Here is a 20681-nt window from a genome sequence, read left to right on the forward strand (position 1 = left end):
TAGTCTCTATAATTAACTCTGTTCTGGCGATTTTTTTTTTTTTGTTTTATATGCACGCGGCGCAGACCGAGGCTGACTCGTGTGTCTTCGGCTGCAGCGTCAGATTTGTATAAGAGCCAGCTCGGCGCCCGCGCCCTGGGGCTGTGGCTGCGCTGGTGGCGGCGGCTCACCGCCATGCGGACGGCGATCATCCTGCTGTTCCTGCTGGCGCTGGCGGCGATCCCCGGGTCGCTGCTGCCGCAGCGCTCGCTGAACCAGAACGCCGTCCGGCAGTACTTCGCCGACCACCCGACGCTGGCGCCGGTGCTCGACCGGCTCTACGCCTTCGACGTCTTCGGCTCGCCGTGGTTCGCCGCGGTGTACCTGCTGCTGTTCGTCTCGCTCATCGGCTGCGTCGTCCCCCGGCTGGGCGAGCACCTCCGCGCGCTGCGGGCCGCGCCGCCGCCGGCGCCGCGCCGGCTGGAGCGCCTCCCCGACTCCGCGGAGCTGACCACCCCGCTGCCCGGCCCGGCCGCCCTCGACGTGGTCGAGGAGGAGCTCCGGGTCCGCCGCTTCCGCGTCGTCCGCCGTCCCGGCGCTGCCGGGACCGCCGGGTCCAGCGGCATCCACGGCGAGGAGCTGTCGGCGGAGAAGGGCTTCTGGAAGGAGACCGGCAACCTCCTGTTCCACCTGTCGCTGGTGGCGCTGCTGCTCGGCCTGGCCGGCGGCAAGCTGTGGGGCTACGAGGGCAGCATCCTGGTCACCGAGGGCCAGGGCTTCTGCAACTCCTTCCAGCAGTACGACACCTACTCCTCCGGCGCGCTGGTGGACGGCGAGGACCTCACCCCGCTCTGCATCGACCTCGAGGACTTCCGCGCGGAGTACGAGGAGGACCTGACCGCGGCCTCCTACACCGCCGACATCCGCTACGGCGGGCCCGGCGAGGAGGGCGAGGCCACGACGATCGGCGTCAATGACCCGCTGCGGGTCGACGGCGACCGCGTCTACGTGACCGGCCACGGCTACTCCCCGAGGTTCACCGTCACCCTGCCCGACGGGACGGCGTTCACCGACGTCTCGGCGCCGTTCCTGCCCTCGGACCAGACGACGATGGCCAGCGAGGGCGCCCTCAAGCTGCCCGACCTCGGCGCCGGCGTCGAGGACCAGCTGGCGCTCGAGGGCTTCTTCGCGCCGACCGGGCTGATGCAGGGCGGCGTCCTGACCTCGATCGACCCGCGGCCGCTCAACCCGCAGGTGGCGATCCTGGCCTATCAGGGGTACCTCGGCCTGGACTCGGGCCTGCCGCAGTCGGTCTACTCGCTGGACCAGAGCCAGATCGAGCGCGGCCGGCTCAGCGAGGTGGGCCGGGCCAACCTGGCGGTCGGCGAGACGCTGACCCTGCCCGACGGGACGGCGATCACCTTCACCGGCGTCGACCAGTTCGCCGCGCTGCAGTTCTCCCACGACCCCGGCCAGGTGTGGGTGCTCGCCGCGGCGATCGCCCTGCTCGTCGGCCTGCTCGCGCTGCTCCTGCTGCGCCGCGAGCGCTTCTTCGCCCGTGTCGGCGCCGCCCCCGACGGCGGCGGTACCGTGCTCTCGGTCGGTTCGCTGACGCGGGGCGGCGGCGAGAGCGCCACGCCCTTCGCCGAGCTGACCGGGCGGCTGCAGGCCGCGCTCGACGAGCGCGCCCCGACCCCCTCCGCCCCGCCGTCCGGCGGGGCCGCACCGGAACCGGAGGTTCCCCCGCGTGACCGTTGACCCGTCGCTGGCCGAGCTGTCGGACACGCTGTTCTCGATCGCCGTCGCGCTCTACTCGGTCGCCGTCGTGGCGTTCTCGGCGCAACTGGCGTTCGGCCGCCGCCCGGTGCGGCAGCTGGTCCCCGCCGGGGCCGGGACGGGTGGGGGTGCGGACACGGCGGCGCCCGCTGCGCCCGCGCGCACCGACCGCTGGGGCCTGGTCGGGCTCGCGGTCACCGCGGTCGGGGCCGTGGTGCACGCCGGCGTGCTGGTCACCCGCGGGATGGCCGCCGACCGGCTGCCCTGGGGCAACATGTACGAGTTCGCCACCGCCGTCGTCCTCGTCGGCGTGGTGGTCTACCTCGTGCTGGCCGGCCGCATGCCCGCCGTCCGCGACATCGGCGCCTTCGTCCTCGCCCCGGTCGTGATCGCGCTGGTCGCCACCGGGCTGTTCCTCTACACCGAGACCGGGCCGCTGGTCGCCGCGCTGCGCTCGAGCTGGCTGGCCGTGCACGTCTCCACGGCGATCCTGGGCTTCGGCATCTTCTTCGTGAGCGGGATCGCCAGCGTGCTGTACCTGCTGAAGCTGCGGTCCGACGCCCGCGGCGCCGAGGCCGAGGGCTCGTTCCTCTCCCGGCTCCCGGGCGCGGTCACGCTGGACCGGGTGGCCCACCGCACGGCCGTCTTCGGCTTCCCGATCTGGACCTTCGCCGTCATCGCCGGCGCCATCTGGGCCGAGAGCGCCTGGGGCCGGTACTGGGGCTGGGACCCCAAGGAGACCTGGGCGTTCATCGCGTGGGTGGTCTACGCCGGCTACCTGCACGCGCGGACGACGGCCGGCTGGCGCGGGCGCCCCGCGGCGTGGGTCAACGTCGTCGGCCTGGCCGTGATGGTCTTCAACCTGCTGTACGTGAACATGGTGTCGACCGGCCTGCACAGCTACGGCGGGCTGGACTGAGCGGGCGTCCCGCTCGTCACACCAGGCGACACCGGTCCCCCGGTCGGGCGGCGTGTCGGTGACACGCCGGGCGCGGCCGTGCTTCCATGCCCCCATGTCGCGCCGGAGGGGAACTCCCCGTGGGTAGGCACTCGGCTCTCGAGGGGGACACGGTGCACCCCGTGGTCGCCGCGGCGCTCGCGCAGCGCTCCGCGGACGCGCCGGCCGGCCGGCACGGCGACCTGCGCGCCGAGGGCACCGAGAGCGGTCTCGGTTGGCCGGGGACCTCGACGACGCACGAGGGCCTGGGCTGGCCCGGCGGGATGACCCAGCAGGTCGCGCCGGCCACGCCCGCCGCCGAGCCGCCGCAGCGGCGCCGCGGCTGGCGGCGCTTCTTCCGCGCCGCCTGAGGCCCCGTCCGGGGAAGACGGGGTCCTTCTTCTACGCGGGGGAGCCGTCGTCGCGCCGGGTGCGGCGCTCCAGCTCGCGCAGGAACTCGGGGTCGTCGTCGGGCGCCACCGGGCGGACCGCCCGCTGCGGACGCGGCGGGCGAGGCGCGCGCACCCGGCCGGGACCGCCCTTCTCCGCCGCCCGCAGCACCAGCACCACGACGGCGACCGCCACCACCAGAACCACCACGAAGGCCATGGCGGCCCACCCCCCTCGCCGATCGAGCCCGACTCTCCTCCACAGTACGTGCGCGGGCGATACTCGAACGCACACCCAGCGCGGCACCGGCAGGAGGAGAGCGCCATCGACGCCGTCGACCGGCAGCTGATCGACCTGCTGCGCGCCAACGGGCGGGCGAGCTACGCCGAGCTGGCCCGGCGGGTCGGCCTCTCCTCCCCGGCGGTGCACGAGCGGGTCGGCAAGCTCGAGGCCGCCGGGGTCATCACCGGCTACCGGGCGGTCGTCGACCCGGCGGCGGTCGGGCTGGGCGTCACCGCGCTGGTGGGCGTCATCGAGAGCGACTCGGTCGACGACACCGGCATCGAGGCGGCACTGGCCGAGATGCCCGAGGTCGAGGACTGCTGGCGGGTCGCCGGCAGCGAGGGCTACCTGCTGAAGGTCCGGGTGACCGACATCCCGGCACTGGAAGCCACCATCAGCGCGTTGAACCGGATCAGAGGCGTCGCCCGCACCCGGACGACGGTCGTGTTGAGCACCAAGTGGGAGGGCCGCCATGGCGGACAGGGCTGAGCCGGCGGTGCCGGGCGCGCCGACCGGAGGGCCGGCGGCGGCACCGAGGATCGCCCCCTGGCTGCTGATGTACACGGTGGGCCGGCTGGCCATCGCCGCCGCGCTGGTCCTGCTGCTGTGGATGCTGGGTCTGGACTTCTGGTCCGGCGCGCTGTTCGGGCTGCTGCTGTCGATGCCCGTCTCGTACCTGCTGCTGCGCCCCTCGCGCGAGCGGCTCACCGAGGGCCTGGCCGCGCGCAGCGTCGCTCGTCAGCAGGCCAAGGCCGCACGGGAGGCCCGCCTCACCGGCGACGGCGACTGAGCTGCTCCGCGTCAACCGTGTGTGCACTCACGGTGGTCTCCGGGGCTCCTGAGACCACGATGAGTGCACACACCGTGGGGCCACCGCTGGCCCCGTCCCGGGCCCCGCCCTGAGCCTGCGAAGGGTGGAGAGGACGGGGTCCTTCGTCAGCCGCTGAGGGCGAGGCCGGCGCCCAGCAGCACGCCGGTGGCAAGGGTGAGCAGGCCGGTGCCCTGCAGCGCGGCGATGAGCGCTGGCCCGCGTCCGCCGGAGAGCACGGTGCGCACCGGGGGCACCGCCAGCGGGACGGCGAGCAGCGCCAGCAGCGCCCACGGCCGGGTCACCCCGATGGCGACCACGACCGCGAACGCCACCGCGGGCAGCGCCGCGAACGCGACCCGGGTGCCGCGGTCGCCCAGCAGCACGGCCAGCGTGCGCTTGCCGACGGCGGCGTCGCCCTCGATGTCGCGCAGGTTGTTCACCACCAGCAGCGCCACCGACAGCAGGCCGATCGGCACCGAGGCGGCGACGGCGAGGCCGTCGACCGAGCCGGTCTGGGCGAACGTCGTCCCCACGACGGCGACCAGGCCGAAGAAGAGGAAGACGAACACCTCGCCCAGCGCCCGGTAGCCGTAGGGGAGCGGGCCGCCGGTGTAGGTCCAGGCCGCCGCGATGCAGACCGCCCCGACCGCGACCAGCCACCAGCTCGACAGCGCCGCCAGCGCCAGCCCGGCGAGGCCCGCGACGGCGAAGGAGGCCAGCGCGGCGAGCAGCACCTGCCGCGGGGTCGCCGCGCCCGAGCCGACCAGCCGCATCGGCCCCACCCGGACCGCGTCGGTGCCGCGGGTGCCGTCGGAGTAGTCGTTGGCGTAGTTGACCGCCACCTGCAGCGCGAGGGCGACCAGCAGGGCCAGCAGCGCCGGGGCGGCCCGGAAGCCGTCGAGCGCCGCGGCGGCGCCGGTGCCCACGAGCACCGGGGCGAGGGCGGCGGGCAGCGTGCGGGGGCGGGCGCCGGCCAGCCACTGCGCGGGTGTGGCCACGGTCATGCCTCCTGGAGGGTCGCGGCCACGCCCCGGCGATCGGGCTTGCCGGTGTGCAGGGTCGGGACGACGGCGATGCGGTGCAGCTCCCGCGGCGCAGCGGGCCCGCCCAGCCGCTCGGTCACCCACGGGCGCAGCGCGGCGAGGTCGGGGTCCGCGCCGGGCGCCGGGACGACGGCGGCGACCACCCGCTGACCCCACTCCTCGTCCGGCCGGCCGAAGACGACGGCGTCGGCGACGTCCGGGTGCTGCCGCAGCACGGCCTCCACGGCCTGCGGCGCGACGTTGACCCCGCCGGTGACGACGACGTCGTCGAGCCGGCCGTACACGGTCAGCCGGCCGTCGTCGTCGAGGGCGCCGGCGTCGCGGGTGCGGAACCAACCGTGGGCGAAGGCGGCGGCGGTGCCCTCCGGGTCGAGCCGGTAGCCGAGCGCCAGGACCGGCCCGGCGAGCTCGATCCCCTCGGTGACGCGGACCCGCACGCCGTCGAGCGGCTCCCCGTCGTAGACGCAGCCGCCGGCGGTCTCGGTCATCCCGTAGGTGGTCACCACGGCGACGCCCTCGGCCCGGGCCCGGGTCAGCAGGCCCGGGTCGGTGGCCGCGCCGCCGACGAGGACCGCGTCGAACGCACGCAGCGCGCCGGCCTCGGCGTCGAGGTACCGGCGCAGCTGGGTGGGGACCAGGGCGGTGTAGCGCCGGCCGGGCGGCAGGCGGGCGACGGCAGCGGCCAGCGGCTCACCCGGCACGCGCACGGCCGGGTCGGTGCCGCCCAGGATCGAGCGGCAGAGCACCTGCAGGCCGGCGATCGCCGAGACCGGCAGGGCCAGCAGCCAGGCGCCCGGGCCGCCGAGCCGGCGCAGCGTGGCCTCGGCCGAGGCGCGCACCGCGGCCGCCGGCAGCAGCACGCCGCGGCCGCCGCCGGTCGAGCCGGAGGTGACGACGACGAGGTCCGCGCCGTCCTCCAGGGGCTCGTCGGCGCGCAGCACCGCCCGGGCGGCCGCGACGGTCGCCGGCGGGCCCGCGGGCAGGACGGCGAGCGGCGCCGCGCCGTCCAGGGCGGCGCGCAGCTGCGGCAGGAGCGCGAGGGGGTCGGCCGGCGCCGGCACGAGGGTGAGGTGCCTGGGCACGAGGTCCGAGGCTACTGCGCGCCCGATCTACGCTTGCTGCCGTGATCGACACCGACGGGGCGCGGGTCTGGTCGGTGCCGATGCGGACCCGCTTCCGTGGCATCGACGTCCGCGACGGCGTGCTGGTGCAGGGGCCCGCCGGCTGGGGCGAGTTCTCCCCGTTCTGGGACCACGACCTCGCGCACAGCCGCCGCTGGTGGGCCGCCGCGGTCGAGGCCGCCTGCGACGGCTGGCCGGCGCCGGTGCGCGACGCCGTGCCGGTGAACGTGACCGTGCCGGCCGTCGGCCCCGAGCAGGCGCACGCTGTCGTGACCGCCTCGGGCTGCCGGACGGCGAAGGTGAAGGTGGCCGAGCCCGGCCAGACGCCGGCCGACGACGTCGCCCGCGTCGAGGCCGTGCGCGACGCACTGGGCCCCGACGGCGCGATCCGGGTCGACGCGAACGCCGCCTGGGACGTCGACACCGCCGCCGCGCGCATCCGCGAGCTGGACCGGGTGGTGGGCCTGGAGTACGTCGAGCAGCCCTGCGCGTCGCTCGAGGAGCTGACCGCCGTGCGCCGGCGGGTCGACGTCCGCATCGCCGCCGACGAGGTGGTCCGGCGCTCGGCCGACCCGCTGCGGGTGGACCTGCGCGGGGCGTGCGACGTCGTCGTCCTCAAGGTGCAGCCGCTCGGCGGGGTCCGGGCGGCGCTGGAGGTGGCCGGGGCGCACGACCTGCCGTGCGTGGTCTCCTCGGCGCTGGAGTCCTCGGTCGGCATCGCCGCCGGGGTGGCGCTGGCCGCCGCGCTGCCGGAGCTGCCGTTCGCCTGCGGGCTGGCCACCGTCGCCCTGCTGGACGGCGACGTCACCAGCGACCCGCTGCTGCCGGTGGACGGCGTGCTGCCGGTGCGGCCCGTGACGCCCGACCGGCTGGCCGACGTCGCCGCGGACCCGGAGGTCGAGGCGCGCTGGCGGGCTCGGCTGGACGCGGTGCGCCGGTGAACCCCTCCACCGCCCTCGCGCGGGTGCTGGTCGACGAGCTGGCCCGCGGCGGGGTCACCGACGCCGTGGTCGCGCCCGGCTCGCGGTCGGCGCCGGTCGCGCTGGCGCTGGCGGACGCCGAGCGTGACGGCCGGCTCACCCTGCACGTGCGCATCGACGAGCGGACGGCGGCGTTCCTCGCGCTCGGCCTGGCGAAGGCGTCCGGGCGGCCGGTGCCCGTGCTGACCACCTCCGGGACGGCGACCGCGCACCTGCACGCCGCCGTGCTCGAGGCCGACGCCGCCGGGGTGCCGCTGCTCGCGCTGACCGCCGACCGCCCGCCGGAGCTGCGCGACACCGGCGCCAACCAGACCATCGCCCAGCCCGGGCTGTACGGCGGCGCGGTGCGGGCGGCGGTCGACGTCGGGGTGCCCGAGGCCGGCCGCGAGGAGGCGCAGAACCGCTACTGGCGCTCGCTGGTGGCCAAGGCGCTGCTCGTGGCCCGCGGCGCGCTCTCCGGCGACCCGGGGCCGGTGCACCTGAACCTGCCGTTCCGCGAGCCGCTGCTGCCCGAGGACGCCGACGTGTCGACGGTCGGCCCCTGGGCCGGACGGCCGGACGGCGCCCCGTGGACCGACGGGTCCCGCGCGACCCTGGTGCAACGGACCGACGTCGGTCCGCCCCGGACGCTGGTCGTGGTCGGCGACGTACCGCCCGTGCTGGGCCGCGCGGCTGCCGAGCTGGCCGCGGCGCAGGGCTGGCCGGTCGTCGCGGAGCCGTCGAGCGGCGCCTGGTCGGCGTCCGTGCGCGGTGGGGCGCTGCTGCTCGGTGTGCCCGGCTGGCTGGCCGCACACCGACCCGAGCGGGTGCTGGTCGTGGGTCGCCCGACGCTGTCCCGGCCGGTGTCGGCGCTGCTGGCCGACCCCGCCGTCCGCGTGGAGACCGTGTCCGCGGCCCCGCGCTGGCCCGACGCCGGCCGGTCGACGACGTGGGTGGGCGGGCTGCCGGCTCCCCGGGTGGCCCCGGGCGGGACCCCGCCGACGGCCGACCGGGCCTGGCGGGGCGCCTGGTGCGCCGCCGCCGACCGGGTGGGGGCGGCGGTCGACGGGCTGCTCGACGCGCTGCCCGGGCTCACCGCGGGACTGCTCGCCCGCGACCTGATCGCCGCGCTGCCCGAAGGCGCGCTGCTGGTGCTGGGCTCCTCGACCCCGGTGCGCGACGTCGACCGGCTGGCCGTCCCGCGGGCGGGGCTCACCGTGCTGGCCAACCGCGGGGTCGCCGGTATCGACGGGACGGTCTCCACCGCCGTCGGCGCCGCCCTCGTCCACTCCCGTGGCCATTTCCGCGGAAAACGCCGGGCGTTCGCGCTGCTCGGCGACCTCACCCTCCTGCACGACCTCCAGGGCCTGCTCGTGGGGGAGGGGGAGCCGCGGCCGGATCTCACTCTCGTCGTCCCGGACAACGACGGCGGCGGGATCTTCGCCCAGCTCGAGCCGGGGCAGCCGCGGTACGAGGCCGGCTACCGGCGGGTGTTCGGCACGCCGCACGGCCGCGATCTGGTCGCGGTCGCCGAGGCGCTGGGCTGGCCGGCGGACCGGGTGTCGTCATCGGCCGGGCTGCGGGACGCCCTCGCCGCAGGCGGGCCGCGGGTGGTCGTCGTCGGCACCGACCAGCGCGCCGAGGCCGAGCTGGCCGCGGCGCTGCGGTCGGCCGCCACCGAGGCACTCAGCGCGGGATGACCGGTGGCCCTCCCGACTACCGTGCCGACATGGGCAGAGACCAGCCGCAGCGAGCGGAGCGCTCCACCGAGAGCACCGAGGAGCAGCGCGCGACGGCGGGGGGTGGCCGGGGCGGGCCCGGTGCGGCCCGCAACCTCGGCGAGGTCATGGGGCAGGTCGCCCGGTCGCTGCAGGAGGAGCACGGCGACGTCGAGGCCACGCTGCAGACCATCACCGCCACCGCGGTCGACGCCGTCCCCGGTGCCGAGGAGTGCTCGATCTCGTACGTGATCGGGCGGCGGTCGGTGGAGCCCGAGAGCCGCGACCGGTGACCTGCCGCGGGAGGTCGACCGGATGCAGGAGCGGTTGCAGGAGGGACCCTGTCTCGACGCGGTGTGGGAGGAGGAGACGGTGCGCGTCGAGGACATGCGCACCGAGACGCGGTGGCCCCGGTTCGCGGCCGGGGCCGTCGAGCTCGGCGCGCTCAGCTCGCTGAGCTTCCAGCTGTTCGTCGAGGGCGACGGCCTCGGCGCGCTCAACCTCTACGCGCGGGAGCCGCACGCCTTCGGCGAGGAGTCCGAGGACGTGGGGCTGGTCCTCGCCGCCCACGCCGCCGTCGCCCTCGCGGGAGCGCAGCAGGAGCAGAACCTGCGCCGGGCCGTGGGGAACCGCGACCTGATCGGCCAGGCCAAGGGCATCCTCATGGAGCGGTACCGGCTCACGGCCGACCAGGCCTTCCAGGTCCTGGCCCGGGTCTCGCAGCAGACCAACCGCAAGCTCGTCGACGTCGCCGAGGAGCTGACGCAGACCGGAGCCGTGCCGGACGCCGGTTGATCCGGTGATCGTCCGGGCAGAGCGGGGCCACGGTCCGCGGGTGGCCGGCCACCCCGCGGGCCCAGGTCCGGTGGTCGAGACCACCGGCTGCCGGGCCGCCCCAGACCTCGTCGCCCCGTACGCCAGCGGGGACCGCACGCCCACGGACGCGTGTGACTCCCACGCCGGTCAGCTCTCCAGCGCAGCCTGGAAGGCGGCGAACTTCGCCTGGGTCTCGGCGAGCTCGGCGGCCGGGTCGGAGCCGGCCACGATGCCGCAGCCGGCGAACAGCCGCGCGGTGGCCGGGTCGTCGTCGGCCAGCCGGGCGCAGCGCAGCGCCAGGCCGAACTCGCCGTCCCCGCGGGCGTCGACCCAGCCGACCGGGCCGGCGTAGCGGCCGCGGTCCATGCCCTCCAGCTCGCCGATCAGCGCGGCGGCGGCGCCGGTCGGGGTGCCGCAGACGGCGGCGGTCGGGTGCACCGCCCCGACCAGCTCGAGCAGCCCGGCGCGGCCGCGGGCGCCGCTGCGGCGCTGGACGCCGGTGACGTCGGTGGCCAGGTGGCGCACGTTGGCCAGCGTCAGCAGCTCGGGTTCCTCCGGCGCGGTCAGCGTCGTGCAGTACGGCTCCAGCGCCCGCACCAGCGAGTCGACGGCGAGGGCGTGCTCGGCGCGGTCCTTGGCCGAGGCGAGCAGGCCCGCGGCCAGCCGCTGGTCCTCGGCGCCCGCGCCGCGCGGCGCGGTGCCGGCCAGCACGCGGGAGGACAGCTCGCGGCCGGTCCGGCGCAGCAGCAGCTCCGGTGTCGCCCCGAGCAGGCCGTCGACGGCGAAGGTCCAGCAGCCGGGGAAGCGGGCGGCCAGCCGGGCGAGCAGCGCACGGGGGTCCAGCGGCGCGTCGGCGGTGACCAGCAGGTCGCGCGCCAGCACCACCTTGGCCAGCTCGCCGGCGTCGATGCGGGCCACGGCCGCGGCCACGGTCGCGCACCACGAGGCCGGATCGAGCGCGCCGTCGGCGTAGCGCAGCCGTCCGAGCGGTGGTGGCGCGGTCGCGGGCGCGGCGGCGAGCACCTCGGCGGGGTCGGCGTCCCCGGTGGTGGTCACCCACGCGGCCCCGTCCCGCCGGCCGACGACGACCTCGGGGACGACGAACACCGACGTGCCGGCGGCCGGGTCGAAGGCGATGCTGGCGAACACCACCGGCCCGGAGCCGGGGACCGCGGCCCGGTCGTCGACGTCGAGGCCGGCGCTGAGCGTCTCCCACCACGCGGCCGCCTCGGCCAGGGCGTACGGGCCGGTGACCTCCAGCCGGGCCGCCTCGCCCCAGCCGACCAGACCCTCCCCGTGGCGCACCCAGGACAGCGCGCCGGCGGCCGGCAGGAGGTCGAGCAGGGCGGGGGTCTCGAGCAGCGGGGTCGTGGTGACGACAGGCGTGACCGCACCCGGGGTGGTCACTGCTGCCACGCTCACCGGCCCAGAGTAGGCAGCCCGGTAGCGTCGCCGTCGTGGGAGACCGGCGAGACAGCGCACACACCGCGGGGCTCCGGGCCGGTCTGGACAAGCAGCCGGCCGACGTGGCGGCCATGTTCGACCGGGTCGCGGCGCGCTACGACGTCACCAACACGGTGCTCTCCGGCGGCCGCGACGCCTCCTGGCGGCGGGCCACCCGCGCGGCGCTCGGCGCCCGCCCGGGGCAGACCGTGCTGGACGTCGCCGCCGGGACGGCGGTGTCGACGGTGGAGCTGGCCGCCGGCGGCGTGCACGCCATCGCCTGCGACTTCTCCCAGGGCATGCTCCGCGCGGGCGCGGCCCGGCCGGTGCCCAAGGTGGCCGGCGACGCCATGGCGCTGCCGCTGGCCGACGAGAGCGTGGACGGCGTGGTGATCTCCTTCGGCCTGCGCAACGTGGCCGACCCCGACGCCGCACTGCGCGAGTTCGCCCGGGTCACCCGCCCCGGCGGGACGCTGGTGGTCTGCGAGTTCTCCAGCCCCACCTGGGCGCCGTTCCGCACCGTCTACACCGAGTACCTGATGCGCGCCCTGCCGCGGATCGCCCGCGCGGTGAGCAGCAACCCCGAGGCCTACGTCTACCTGGCGGAGTCGATCCGGGCCTGGCCAGACCAGCCCGCGCTCGCCGCCCGGCTGCAGGGCGCCGGCTGGGCCGACGTGGCCTGGCGCGACCTCACCGGCGGCATCGTGGCGCTGCACCGCGGCCGCAAGCCGCGGGCCTGAAGAAGGACCCCCTCCTCCCCACCCCTCGCACGCTCGGGGCGGTACCCGGGAGGGGGCCGTCGCCGGTGGGACGCGGCGAGACACAAACGTGACGCAGTCGTTCTGGACGGCCACTTGTCACCGAGCTCACACCCCGGCCTAGAGTAGGGACCGGGCGACTTTGTGAACCAGTTCACAAGGGCGCCGGGGACTCGAACGGAGGGGGGCCGAGGTGGACGACGGCGACCGGCGGGCCGACGTGGTCGTCGTCGGTGCCGGTCCGGCGGGCTCCTCGGCCGCGTGGCACCTCGCCCGCGCCGGCCTCGACGTCGTCGTCCTGGAGAAGGCCCGGCTGCCCCGCGAGAAGGTCTGCGGCGACGGGCTGACCCCCCGCGCGGTCAAGGCGCTCGACGACCTGGGCGTCGACACCACCGGCTGGGTCCGCCACCGGGGGCTGCGGGTCACCGGCGGCGGCCAGGTGGCCGAGGTCGACTGGCCGACGCTGGACCGCTGGCCCGGCCACAGCCTGGTGCGCAGCCGGCGCGACCTCGACGCCGGGCTCGCCGCGCACGCGGTCGCCGCCGGCGCCCGGCTGGTCCAGGAGGTCACCGTCACCGGCCCGCTGCTCGACGACGCGGGCCGGGTCGCCGGCGTGCACGCGGAGGAGGGCCCGGATCGGACGCCCGCCACCTGGCGGGCGGCGCTGGTGGTCTCCGCCGAGGGGCTCTCCGGCCGGCTGGCCAAGGCGCTGGGCCTGCTGCGGCGGGAGGACCGGCCGCTCGGCGTCGCCGTCCGCCGGTACGTCTCCTCGCCCCGCACGGACGACCGCTACCTCGACATCTCCTTCGACCTCTCGCCCGCCGGTCCGAGCGCCGACTCGATGCCCGGCTACGGCTGGGCCTTCGGCATGGGCGACGGCACCAGCAACGTCGGCTTCGGCCTGCTCGACACCCGCCGCGGCACCGGCGCGGAGCCGCGGGCCGTGCTGCGCGACTGGCTGGCCACGCTGCCGCCGGAGTGGCAGCTCGGCGAGGAGCACGCGGTCACCCCGCTGCGCGGCGCGGGCCTGCCGATGGCCCTGCACCGCGGCCCGGCCTACACCCGCGGGCTGCTCCTGGCCGGCGACGCCGCCGGCACGGTCAACCCGTTCAACGGCGAGGGCATCAGCTACGCGCTGGAGACCGGGCGGATGGCCGCGGAGGCCGCGGTCGAGGCGCTGGCCGCGCCGGAGGGCCCGGCCCGCGAGGCCGCCCTGCGCCGCCACCCCGACCGGCTGCGCGCGGAGTACGGACGGCACCACCGGCTGGGCACCGGCTTCCTCGCGCTGCTGGCCCGGCCGGACCTGGTCCGCTTCGCGACCGCGCACGGGCTCAAGCGGCCGGCGCTGGTGGCCCGGGCGCTGCGGCTGATGGGCAACCTCTCCGACGGCCGGGACGGCGACCGGTTCGACCGCGCCGTCGCCGTCCTGACCCGCCTGGCCCCGGCGGTGTGACGTGACCCTTCCCGACCCGACCCGCGACGAGGGGTAGGCGCTGGTGCTCTCGCAGTACGTCCCGATCGTCGGCCTGTTCGCGCTGGCCGCGGCCTTCGCGCTGTTCTCCGTGGCGGTGGCCCCGTTCGTGGGCCCCCGCCGGTACAACCACGCCAAGCTGGCCGCCTACGAGTGCGGCATCGAACCGGTGGACCAACCGCTGACCGGCGGCCGTTTCCCGGTCAAGTACTACCTGACGGCGATGATCTTCATCGTCTTCGACATCGAGATCGTCTTCCTCTACCCGTGGGCCGTCGCCAACGACGCGCTGGGCGTCTTCGGGCTGGTCGAGATGGTCGTCTTCATCGGCACCGTGTTCATCGCCTACGTGTACGTGTGGCGACGCGGCGGCCTGGACTGGGACTGAGGGACGGGCGATGGGACTCGAGGAGAAGCTGCCGAGCGGCGTCCTGCTGACCACGGTGGAGAAGCTGGTCAACTGGACCCGCAAGTCCTCGCTGTGGCCGGCCACCTTCGGGCTGGCCTGCTGCGCGATCGAGATGATGGCCACCGGCGCCGGCCGCTACGACCTGGCCCGCTTCGGCATGGAGGTCTTCCGGGCCTCGCCGCGCCAGGCCGACCTGATGATCGTGGCCGGCCGGGTCAGCCAGAAGATGGCGCCGGTCCTGCGCCAGATCTACGACCAGATGCCCGAGCCCCGCTGGGTGCTTGCGATGGGCGTGTGCGCCAGCTCCGGCGGGATGTTCAACAACTACGCGATCGTGCAGGGCGTCGACCACGTCGTCCCCGTGGACATGTACCTGCCCGGCTGCCCGCCGCGGCCGGAGATGCTCACCGACGCGATCCTCAAGCTGCACCACAAGATCATGCACGAGCCGCTGGGGGCCAAGCGGGCCCGCGAGCTGGAGCAGGCACGGGCCGAGGGCCGGGCGGTGGACCCGCTGGTCGAGATGCCGTCGTCGGTCCGGGTGGACAAGGAGAAGCGCGCGGCCTACGAGCGGGCCGCCGCCGAGCGGCGCACCGGCCAGTTCGCCATCGAGCAGCGCGGCGGCAACGCCGTCCTGCTGCCGGAGCCGTACGTGCGGAGCCACCGGTGACCGGCCCGGGTGACCGCAGCGGCGAGGACGCCGGCCAGGGCGCGACCGCGCCGAGCGGCGGCTTCCGCAAGGGTGCGTTCGGGGTCAGCGGCAGCGGTGACACCTCCGGCTTCGGCGGGCTGGTCCGCGTCGAGCCCGGCGGCGCGGTCGCGCTGCACTCCACCGACCGGCCGTACGGCGGCTACTTCGACGAGGTCACCGACGCGCTGATCGAGGCGGTCGGCCAGGCCACCTACGACGCCGCGGTGCAGCGGGTGCTGGTCGACCGCGGCGAGATCACCTACTTCGTCGCCCGCGAACACCTACTGACCCTGGTGCAGGCGCTGCGGGACGACGAGGCGCTGCGCTTCGAGCTGTGCAGCAGCGTCTCCGGCGTCGACTACGAGGGCAGCGGCGGTCCGGCGACCACCCCCGACCGGCCGCGGCTGCACGTCGTCCACCACCTGACCTCGATGACCTACCGACGGCGGATCCGGCTGGAGGTCGCGGTCACCGTCGAGGACCCGCACGTCCCCTCGGTCACGTCGGTCTACCCGACGGCGGACTGGCACGAGCGGGAGACCTGGGACATGTTCGGCGTCGTCTTCGACGGCCACCCGGCGCTGACCCGGATTCTCATGCCCGACGACTGGGACGGCCACCCCCAGCGCAAGGACTACCCGCTCGGCGGCGTCCCCGTGGAGTACCACGACGCGACGATCCCGCCACCGGACACGCGCAGGAGCTACCGATGAGCACCACGTACAACCCGGCCGACCCCTACGCCGGCTCCCGCGAGACCACCGAGGGCCGCGTCTACACCGTCACCGGCGGCGACTGGGACCAGACGCTGGGCACCGAGGCCTACGGCGAGGAACGCCTCGTCGTGAACATGGGCCCGCAGCACCCCTCCACCCACGGCGTCCTGCGGCTGGTGCTCGACCTCGAGGGCGAGACGGTCACCAAGGCGCGCGTGGTCATCGGCTACCTGCACACCGGCATCGAGAAGAACACCGAGTACCGCAACTGGACGCAGGGGACGACGTTCGTCACGCGGATGGACTACCTGTCCCCGCTGTACAACGAGGCCGGCTACTGCCTCGCCGTCGAGAAGCTCCTCGGCGTCGAGGCGCCGCCGCGCGCCCAGACGATCCGCGTCCTGGTCATGGAGCTCAACCGGATCGCCTCGCACATGGTCGCCCTGGCCACCTTCGGCATGGAGATGGGCGCGCTCACCGGGATGACCAACGGCTTCCGCGAGCGCGAGATGGTCCTGGACCTGCTCGAGGAGATCACCGGCCTGCGGATGAACCACGCCTACATCCGCCCCGGCGGGCTGGCACAGGACCTGCCGCCCGGCGCGGTCGAGCACGTGCGCGAGTTCCTGCAGGTGATGCCGGACCGGGTGGCCGACTTCCACAAGCTGCTCACCGGCCAGCCGATCTGGCAGGCCCGGCTCAAGGACGCCGGCTACCTCGACGTCACCGGCTGCGTGGCGCTCGGCGTCACCGGGCCGGTGCTGCGCGCCGCCGGGCTGCCGTGGGACCTGCGCAAGGTCGAGCCCTACCTGGGCTACGAGACCTACGACTTCGAGGTGCCGACCGCCGACACCTGCGACGCCTGGGGCCGCTACCTGGTCCGCATGGCCGAGGTGAACGAGTCGCTGAAGATCATCGAGCAGGCCCTGGACCGGCTCGAGCCGGGGCCGGTCATGGTCGAGGACAAGAAGATCGCCTGGCCGGCGCAGCTCTCCCTCGGGCCCGACGGCATGGGCAACTCCCTCGAGCACGTGAAGCACATCATGGGCCAGTCGATGGAGGCCCTGATCCACCACTTCAAGCTGGTCACCGAGGGCTTCCGGGTGCCGGCCGGCCAGGTCTACGTGCCCATCGAGTCCCCGCGCGGCGAGCTCGGCTACCACGTGGTCAGCGACGGCGGCACCAGACCGTGGCGGGTGCACGTGCGCGACCCCAGCTTCGTCAACCTGCAGGCGACGGCGGCGATGAGCGAGGGCGGCATGATCGCCGACGTCATCGCGGCCATCGCCTCGCTCGACCCGGTGATGGGCGGGTGTGATCGATGAGCGCACTCCCGGGATCGGCCGAGGGCACCGCCGTCACCGGGCTGGACTCCAGCCCGGTGCAGCCGCCCGCCGCGGACCTGCCGCCGCTGACCGAGCAGACCCGGCTGGAGGCGCGCGAGATCATCGCCCGCTATCCCCAGCCGCGCTCGGCGCTGCTGCCGATGCTGCACCTGGTGCAGAGCTACCAGGGCTACGTCACCCCGCAGGGCGTCGCGCTGTGTGCCGAGGAGCTCGGCCTGACCAAGGCCGAGGTGGGCGCGGTCGCGACCTTCTACACGATGTACAAGCGCCGTCCGACCGGACGGCACCTGGTCAGCGTCTGCACCAACACGCTGTGCAGCGTGCTGGGCGGTCAGCGGATCTTCGACGCCCTGAGCACCGACCTCGGCCTGCACCACGACGAGACCGCCGCCGACGGCTCGATCACCCTCGAGCACGCCGAGTGCCTGGCCGCCTGCGACTACGCGCCGGTGGTCACCGTCGACTACGAGTTCTACGACCAGCAGGACGTCGAGAGCGCCCGCGCGCTGGTCGCGGCTCTCCGCCGCGGGGAGAAGCCGCACCCCACCCGCGGCGCCCCGCTGACCGACTTCCGCGGCGTGTCCCGCCAGCTGGCCGGCTTCGACCAGTACGGCGGCGACGGCGCCCGAGCGGCCGCGGTCGACGCCGAGGGCGCGATCGACCCGACGCTGGCCGGGCTGCGACTGGCCGCCGAGCGCGGCGAGGCCGCCCCGCCGATGCCTCATCCCGGGCAGCCGCCGGCCGACACCGGCGAGCCGCGGGAAACCGTCGCGCCGTCCGGCCGCACCGGCGAGACCCCGGAGGAGGAGGCCGCCGACGCCCGCGTCGCCGCGGCGGACAACCCCGCCGAGCGGGCCGGCGCCGCGCAGGCCCACCCGGACAAGGGCGCCGAGTACGGGCAGCCACGCGGCCGGCAGCGGGCCGGCACCGAGAACCCGCCCGCCGCCGAACCGGCCACCGGCACCACACCTCCCACCCCGAATCCACCCCGAGCCGACGGGAAGGCGTGACATGCCCCTCGCACCCGTGCTGACCGCCCGCTGGGCCGAGCCGCAGTCCTGGCGGCTGTCGACCTACGAACGGCTCGACGGCTACACCGCGCTGCGCACCGCCCTGTCCATGACCCCCGACGAGCTGGTCGGCCTGGTCAAGGACTCCGGGCTGCGCGGCCGCGGCGGCGCCGGCTTCCCGACCGGCATGAAGTGGAGCTTCATCCCGCAGCCCAAGCCGGGGGAGACCCCCACCGGGCCGGCGGCGATGCCCAAGTACCTCGTGGTCAACGCCGACGAGGGCGAGCCGGGCACCTGCAAGGACCTGCCGCTCATGATGGCCGACCCGCACTCGCTGATCGAGGGCGTGATCATCTCCTCGTACGCGATCCGGTCGCACCTGGCGGTCATCTACGTGCGTGGCGAGGCGGTGCACGCCCACCGCCGGCTGGTCAACGCCGTCCGCGAGGCCCACGAGGCCGGCTACCTCGGCCGCGACATCCTGGGCTCGGGCTACGACCTCGAGCTGATCGTGCACGCGGGCGCCGGCGCCTACATCTGCGGTGAGGAGACCGCGCTGCTCGACTCTCTCGAGGGCTACCGCGGCCAGCCGCGGCTGAAGCCGCCGTTCCCCGCGGTCGCCGGCCTCTACGGCGCCCCGACGGTGATCAACAACGTCGAGACGCTGGCCAGCGTGCCGTTCGTCGTCCGCGGCGGATCGGACTGGTTCAAGGAGTTCGGCCCGGAGAAGTCGCCCGGGCCGAAGATCTACTCGCTGTCGGGCCGCGTCGTCCGCCCCGGCCAGTACGAGGCCCCCATGGGGACGACGATGCGCGAGCTGCTGGAGATGGCCGGCGGCGTCCGCCCCGGGCACCAGCTGAAGTTCTGGACGCCGGGGGGTTCCTCCACGCCGTACTTCACCCCCGAGCACCTCGACGTCCCGCTGGACTTCGACTCGGTGGCCGCCGCGGGCTCGATGCTCGGCACCACCGCGCTCATGGTCTTCGACGAGACCGACTCGATCGTCGAGGCCACCCTGCGGTTCACCGAGTTCTACGCGCACGAGAGCTGCGGCAAGTGCACCCCGTGCCGCGAGGGGACGTACTGGCTGGTCCAGATCCTGCAGCGGCTGGTCGACGGCCGGGGGACGGCGGCCGACCTGGACCTGCTCACCGACACCTGCGACAACATCCTGGGCCGCTCGTTCTGCGCCCTCGGTGACGGCGCGACCAGCTGCATCTCCAGCTCGCTGAAGTACTTCCGCGACGACTACGTCGCCCTGCTGCCCCCGGAGGAACAGGCGCGCCTGGGCCGCAGCCTCCGGCTCGAGCCCGTCGGAGTCGCCTCGTGACCGAGCTCGCGAGGTTCCGCAGGAACACAGCACTCCGTGGGACTGGCCCGACGAGCGCCAGCGAGGAGGACCAGTGACACTCACCAATCCAACCCCTGCCCCTGCGGTCCCACCCGGTGCGCCGGGCCCGCACACGCCGCCGGACGCCGTCCACTGCTCGATCGACGGCTTCGACGTCGCCGTGCCCAAGGGGACGCTGATCATCCGCGCCGCCGAGATGATCGGCGTGCAGATCCCGCGGTTCTGCGACCACCCGCTGCTCGAGCCGGTCGGCGCCTGCCGCCAGTGCCTGGTCGAGGTGGAGGGCCAGCGCAAGCCGGTGGCCTCCTGCACCATGCCGGTCACCGACGGGATGGTGGTGAAGACCCAGCTCACCAGCCCGGTCGCCGACAAGGCCCAGCAGGGCACGATGGAGCTGCTGCTCATCAACCACCCGCTGGACTGCCCGGTCTGCGACAAGGGCGGCGAGTGCCCGCTGCAGAACCAGGCGATGAGCAACGGCCGCGCCGAGAGCCGGTTCGTCGACGTCAAGCGCACCTACCCCAAGCCGCTGCCCATCAGCAGCGAGGTGCTGCTCGACCGCGAGCGCTGCGTGCTCTGCGCCCGCTGCACCCGGTTCTCCCAGCAGGTCGCCGGCGACCCGTTCATCGAGCTGTTCGAGCGCGGGGCGCTGGAGCAGGTGGCGATCTACGAGGACGAGCCGTTCTCCTCCTACTTCTCGGGCAACACCACGCAGATCTGCCCGGTCGGTGCGCTGACCAGCGCGCAGTACCGGTTCCGCTCCCGGCCGTTCGACCTGCGCAGCGAGCCCAGCGTCTGCGAGCACTGCGCCTCCGGCTGCGCGCAGCGCACCGACTACCGCCGCGGCCGGGTCCTGCGGCGGCTGGCGGGGGAGGACCCCGCGGTCAACGAGGAGTGGAACTGCGACAAGGGCCGCTGGGCCTTCCGCTACGCCACCGCCAACGAGCGGCTCACCACCCCGCTGGTCCGGCGGGACGGCGTGCTCGAGCCGGCGTCCTGGCCGGAGGCGTGGGCCGCGGCCGCCGAGGGGCTGCGCGCCGCGCGGGACGCCGGCGGGGTCGGGGTGCTGCCCGGCGGCCGGCTGACCGTCGAGGACGCCTACGCCTACGCCAAGTTCGCGCGGGTCGCGCTGGGCACCAACGACGTCGACGCCCGCGCCCGCGCGCACTCCGCCGAGGAGCTGTCCTTCCTCATGGCGCACGTCGCCGGCACCGGACCGGCGAACGGCGCGGTCACCTACGACGACCTGACCAGCGCGCCCGCGGTGCTGCTCGCCGGCCTCGAGCCGGAGGAGGAGTCGCCGATCGTCTTCCTGCGGCTGCGCCGCGCGGTGCGCACGAACCGGCTCGCGGTCTACGACCTCGCCCCGTTCGCCACCACCGCCGCGGAGAAGCTGCAGGCCACCGTGCTGACCACCCGCCCGGGCACCGAGGCCCGCTCGCTGGTCGCCCTCGCCGAGGGCACCTGGGGCGGCCCGGCGGTCGAGGCGCTGCGGCAGCCCGGCGCGGTCGTGCTCGCCGGCGAGCGCCTGGCCGAGTCCCCGGGCGCGTTCTCCGCCCTGGCCGCGCTCGCCCGCGCCACCGGCGCCCGGGTGGCCTGGGTGCCGCGGCGGGCCGGGGAGCGGGGGGCGGCTGTCTCTTACAAACATCTGCCG

22 protein-coding genes are annotated in these 20681 nt (G+C 75.3%); 18 read left to right on the plus strand and 4 right to left on the minus strand.

Annotated elements, in window-relative coordinates; genetic code table 11:
• The first annotated feature begins 105 nt into the window (after positions 1 to 105).
• The 3 genes from resB (at position 106) to CNO22_RS16985 (ending at position 3063) form a co-directional block, all read left to right on the plus strand.
• Entirely contained in the window at positions 106 to 1737 is a 1632-nt protein-coding gene (gene resB, locus CNO22_RS16975) for a cytochrome c biogenesis protein ResB (RefSeq protein ID WP_232807107.1), read from the plus strand.
• Positions 1727 to 2674 carry a c-type cytochrome biogenesis protein CcsB gene (gene ccsB, locus CNO22_RS16980; protein WP_100500487.1) on the plus strand — a complete coding sequence of 316 codons (948 nt, stop codon included), beginning with the start codon at positions 1727 to 1729 and terminating at the stop codon, positions 2672 to 2674. Before resB ends, ccsB begins: the two co-directional genes overlap by 11 nt.
• Before the next feature lie 119 nt (positions 2675 to 2793).
• Positions 2794 to 3063 carry a hypothetical protein gene (locus CNO22_RS16985; RefSeq protein ID WP_157936988.1) on the plus strand — a complete coding sequence of 90 codons (270 nt, stop codon included), beginning with the start codon at positions 2794 to 2796 and terminating at the stop codon, positions 3061 to 3063.
• Between the two features lie 31 nt (positions 3064 to 3094).
• On the opposite strand, the gene CNO22_RS16990 is transcribed toward CNO22_RS16985, so the two are convergent.
• Positions 3095 to 3301 (minus strand): hypothetical protein, encoded by a 207-nt coding sequence (locus CNO22_RS16990; protein WP_100500489.1) that lies wholly within the window; start codon positions 3299 to 3301, stop codon positions 3095 to 3097.
• Positions 3302 to 3349: 48 nt separating this feature from the next.
• Between CNO22_RS16990 and CNO22_RS16995 the strand changes: the two genes are divergently transcribed.
• Positions 3350 to 3853 (plus strand): Lrp/AsnC family transcriptional regulator, encoded by a 504-nt coding sequence (locus tag CNO22_RS16995; RefSeq protein ID WP_232807108.1) that lies wholly within the window; start codon positions 3350 to 3352, stop codon positions 3851 to 3853.
• On the plus strand, positions 3837 to 4154 hold the full coding sequence (locus tag CNO22_RS17000) for a DUF4229 domain-containing protein (protein ID WP_100500490.1): 318 nt from the start codon (positions 3837 to 3839) through the stop codon (positions 4152 to 4154). The genes CNO22_RS16995 and CNO22_RS17000 overlap by 17 nt, the downstream gene beginning before the upstream one ends.
• Positions 4155 to 4300: 146 nt before the next feature.
• On the opposite strand, the gene CNO22_RS17005 is transcribed toward CNO22_RS17000, so the two are convergent.
• Complete coding sequence (locus tag CNO22_RS17005) at positions 4301 to 5179, minus strand: 1,4-dihydroxy-2-naphthoate polyprenyltransferase (protein WP_232807109.1); 879 nt, start codon at positions 5177 to 5179, stop codon at positions 4301 to 4303.
• A complete protein-coding gene (gene menE / locus CNO22_RS17010) occupies positions 5176 to 6300 on the minus strand; it encodes an o-succinylbenzoate--CoA ligase (protein ID WP_100500492.1) in 1125 nt (374 codons plus the stop codon). Before menE ends, CNO22_RS17005 begins: the two co-directional genes overlap by 4 nt.
• Before the next feature lie 41 nt (positions 6301 to 6341).
• Here menE and CNO22_RS17015 point away from each other — a divergent pair, with 41 nt between their 5' ends.
• From CNO22_RS17015 to CNO22_RS29150, 4 genes are read left to right on the plus strand one after another with little or no spacing between them, the layout of a single operon-like run.
• Positions 6342 to 7280, plus strand: coding sequence for an o-succinylbenzoate synthase (locus CNO22_RS17015; protein WP_100500493.1), 939 nt, complete (start codon positions 6342 to 6344; stop codon positions 7278 to 7280).
• Positions 7277 to 8998: a 2-succinyl-5-enolpyruvyl-6-hydroxy-3-cyclohexene-1-carboxylic-acid synthase gene (gene menD, locus CNO22_RS17020; RefSeq protein WP_100500494.1), complete on the plus strand. Its 1722-nt coding sequence runs from the start codon at positions 7277 to 7279 to the stop codon at positions 8996 to 8998. The genes CNO22_RS17015 and menD overlap by 4 nt, the downstream gene beginning before the upstream one ends.
• 29 nt (positions 8999 to 9027) lie before the next feature.
• Complete coding sequence (locus tag CNO22_RS29145; RefSeq protein WP_232807110.1) at positions 9028 to 9309, plus strand: hypothetical protein; 282 nt, start codon at positions 9028 to 9030, stop codon at positions 9307 to 9309.
• Between the two features lie 22 nt (positions 9310 to 9331).
• Positions 9332 to 9811 (plus strand): GAF and ANTAR domain-containing protein, encoded by a 480-nt coding sequence (locus CNO22_RS29150; RefSeq protein WP_232807111.1) that lies wholly within the window; start codon positions 9332 to 9334, stop codon positions 9809 to 9811.
• A gap of 168 nt (positions 9812 to 9979) precedes the next feature.
• Here CNO22_RS29150 and CNO22_RS17030 read toward each other — a convergent pair whose 3' ends face one another.
• A complete protein-coding gene (locus CNO22_RS17030) occupies positions 9980 to 11254 on the minus strand; it encodes an isochorismate synthase (RefSeq protein WP_198588396.1) in 1275 nt (424 codons plus the stop codon).
• Between the two features lie 35 nt (positions 11255 to 11289).
• Here CNO22_RS17030 and CNO22_RS17035 point away from each other — a divergent pair, with 35 nt between their 5' ends.
• The 9 genes from CNO22_RS17035 to CNO22_RS17075 all read left to right on the plus strand — a co-directional run.
• Positions 11290 to 12015: a demethylmenaquinone methyltransferase gene (locus CNO22_RS17035; RefSeq protein ID WP_100500495.1), complete on the plus strand. Its 726-nt coding sequence runs from the start codon at positions 11290 to 11292 to the stop codon at positions 12013 to 12015.
• A 211-nt stretch (positions 12016 to 12226) separates the two neighbouring features.
• Positions 12227 to 13486, plus strand: a complete 1260-nt coding sequence (locus tag CNO22_RS17040; RefSeq protein ID WP_100500496.1) for a geranylgeranyl reductase family protein — start codon at positions 12227 to 12229, stop codon at positions 13484 to 13486.
• A 43-nt stretch (positions 13487 to 13529) separates the two neighbouring features.
• Positions 13530 to 13892, plus strand: a complete 363-nt coding sequence (locus tag CNO22_RS17045) for an NADH-quinone oxidoreductase subunit A (protein WP_198588397.1) — start codon at positions 13530 to 13532, stop codon at positions 13890 to 13892.
• 10 nt (positions 13893 to 13902) lie between these two features.
• Positions 13903 to 14583 (plus strand): NuoB/complex I 20 kDa subunit family protein, encoded by a 681-nt coding sequence (locus CNO22_RS17050; protein WP_100500498.1) that lies wholly within the window; start codon positions 13903 to 13905, stop codon positions 14581 to 14583.
• Entirely contained in the window at positions 14580 to 15317 is a 738-nt protein-coding gene (locus CNO22_RS17055) for an NADH-quinone oxidoreductase subunit C (protein WP_100500499.1), read from the plus strand. Before CNO22_RS17050 ends, CNO22_RS17055 begins: the two co-directional genes overlap by 4 nt.
• Positions 15314 to 16645, plus strand: coding sequence for an NADH-quinone oxidoreductase subunit D (locus CNO22_RS17060; RefSeq protein WP_100500500.1), 1332 nt, complete (start codon positions 15314 to 15316; stop codon positions 16643 to 16645). Before CNO22_RS17055 ends, CNO22_RS17060 begins: the two co-directional genes overlap by 4 nt.
• Complete coding sequence (gene nuoE / locus CNO22_RS17065) at positions 16642 to 17676, plus strand: NADH-quinone oxidoreductase subunit NuoE (protein WP_100500501.1); 1035 nt, start codon at positions 16642 to 16644, stop codon at positions 17674 to 17676. The genes CNO22_RS17060 and nuoE overlap by 4 nt, the downstream gene beginning before the upstream one ends.
• 1 nt (position 17677) lies before the next feature.
• Positions 17678 to 19006: an NADH-quinone oxidoreductase subunit NuoF gene (gene nuoF / locus CNO22_RS17070; protein ID WP_100500502.1), complete on the plus strand. Its 1329-nt coding sequence runs from the start codon at positions 17678 to 17680 to the stop codon at positions 19004 to 19006.
• Positions 19007 to 19079: 73 nt separating this feature from the next.
• Positions 19080 to 20681, plus strand: a 1602-nt coding sequence (locus tag CNO22_RS17075; RefSeq protein WP_157936989.1) for an NADH-quinone oxidoreductase subunit G, incomplete at its 3' end; no start/stop codon positions are given.

Origin of the sequence: Geodermatophilus chilensis (genome assembly GCF_002802985.1) — a bacterium.
GTDB lineage: Bacteria > Actinomycetota > Actinomycetes > Mycobacteriales > Geodermatophilaceae > Geodermatophilus > Geodermatophilus chilensis.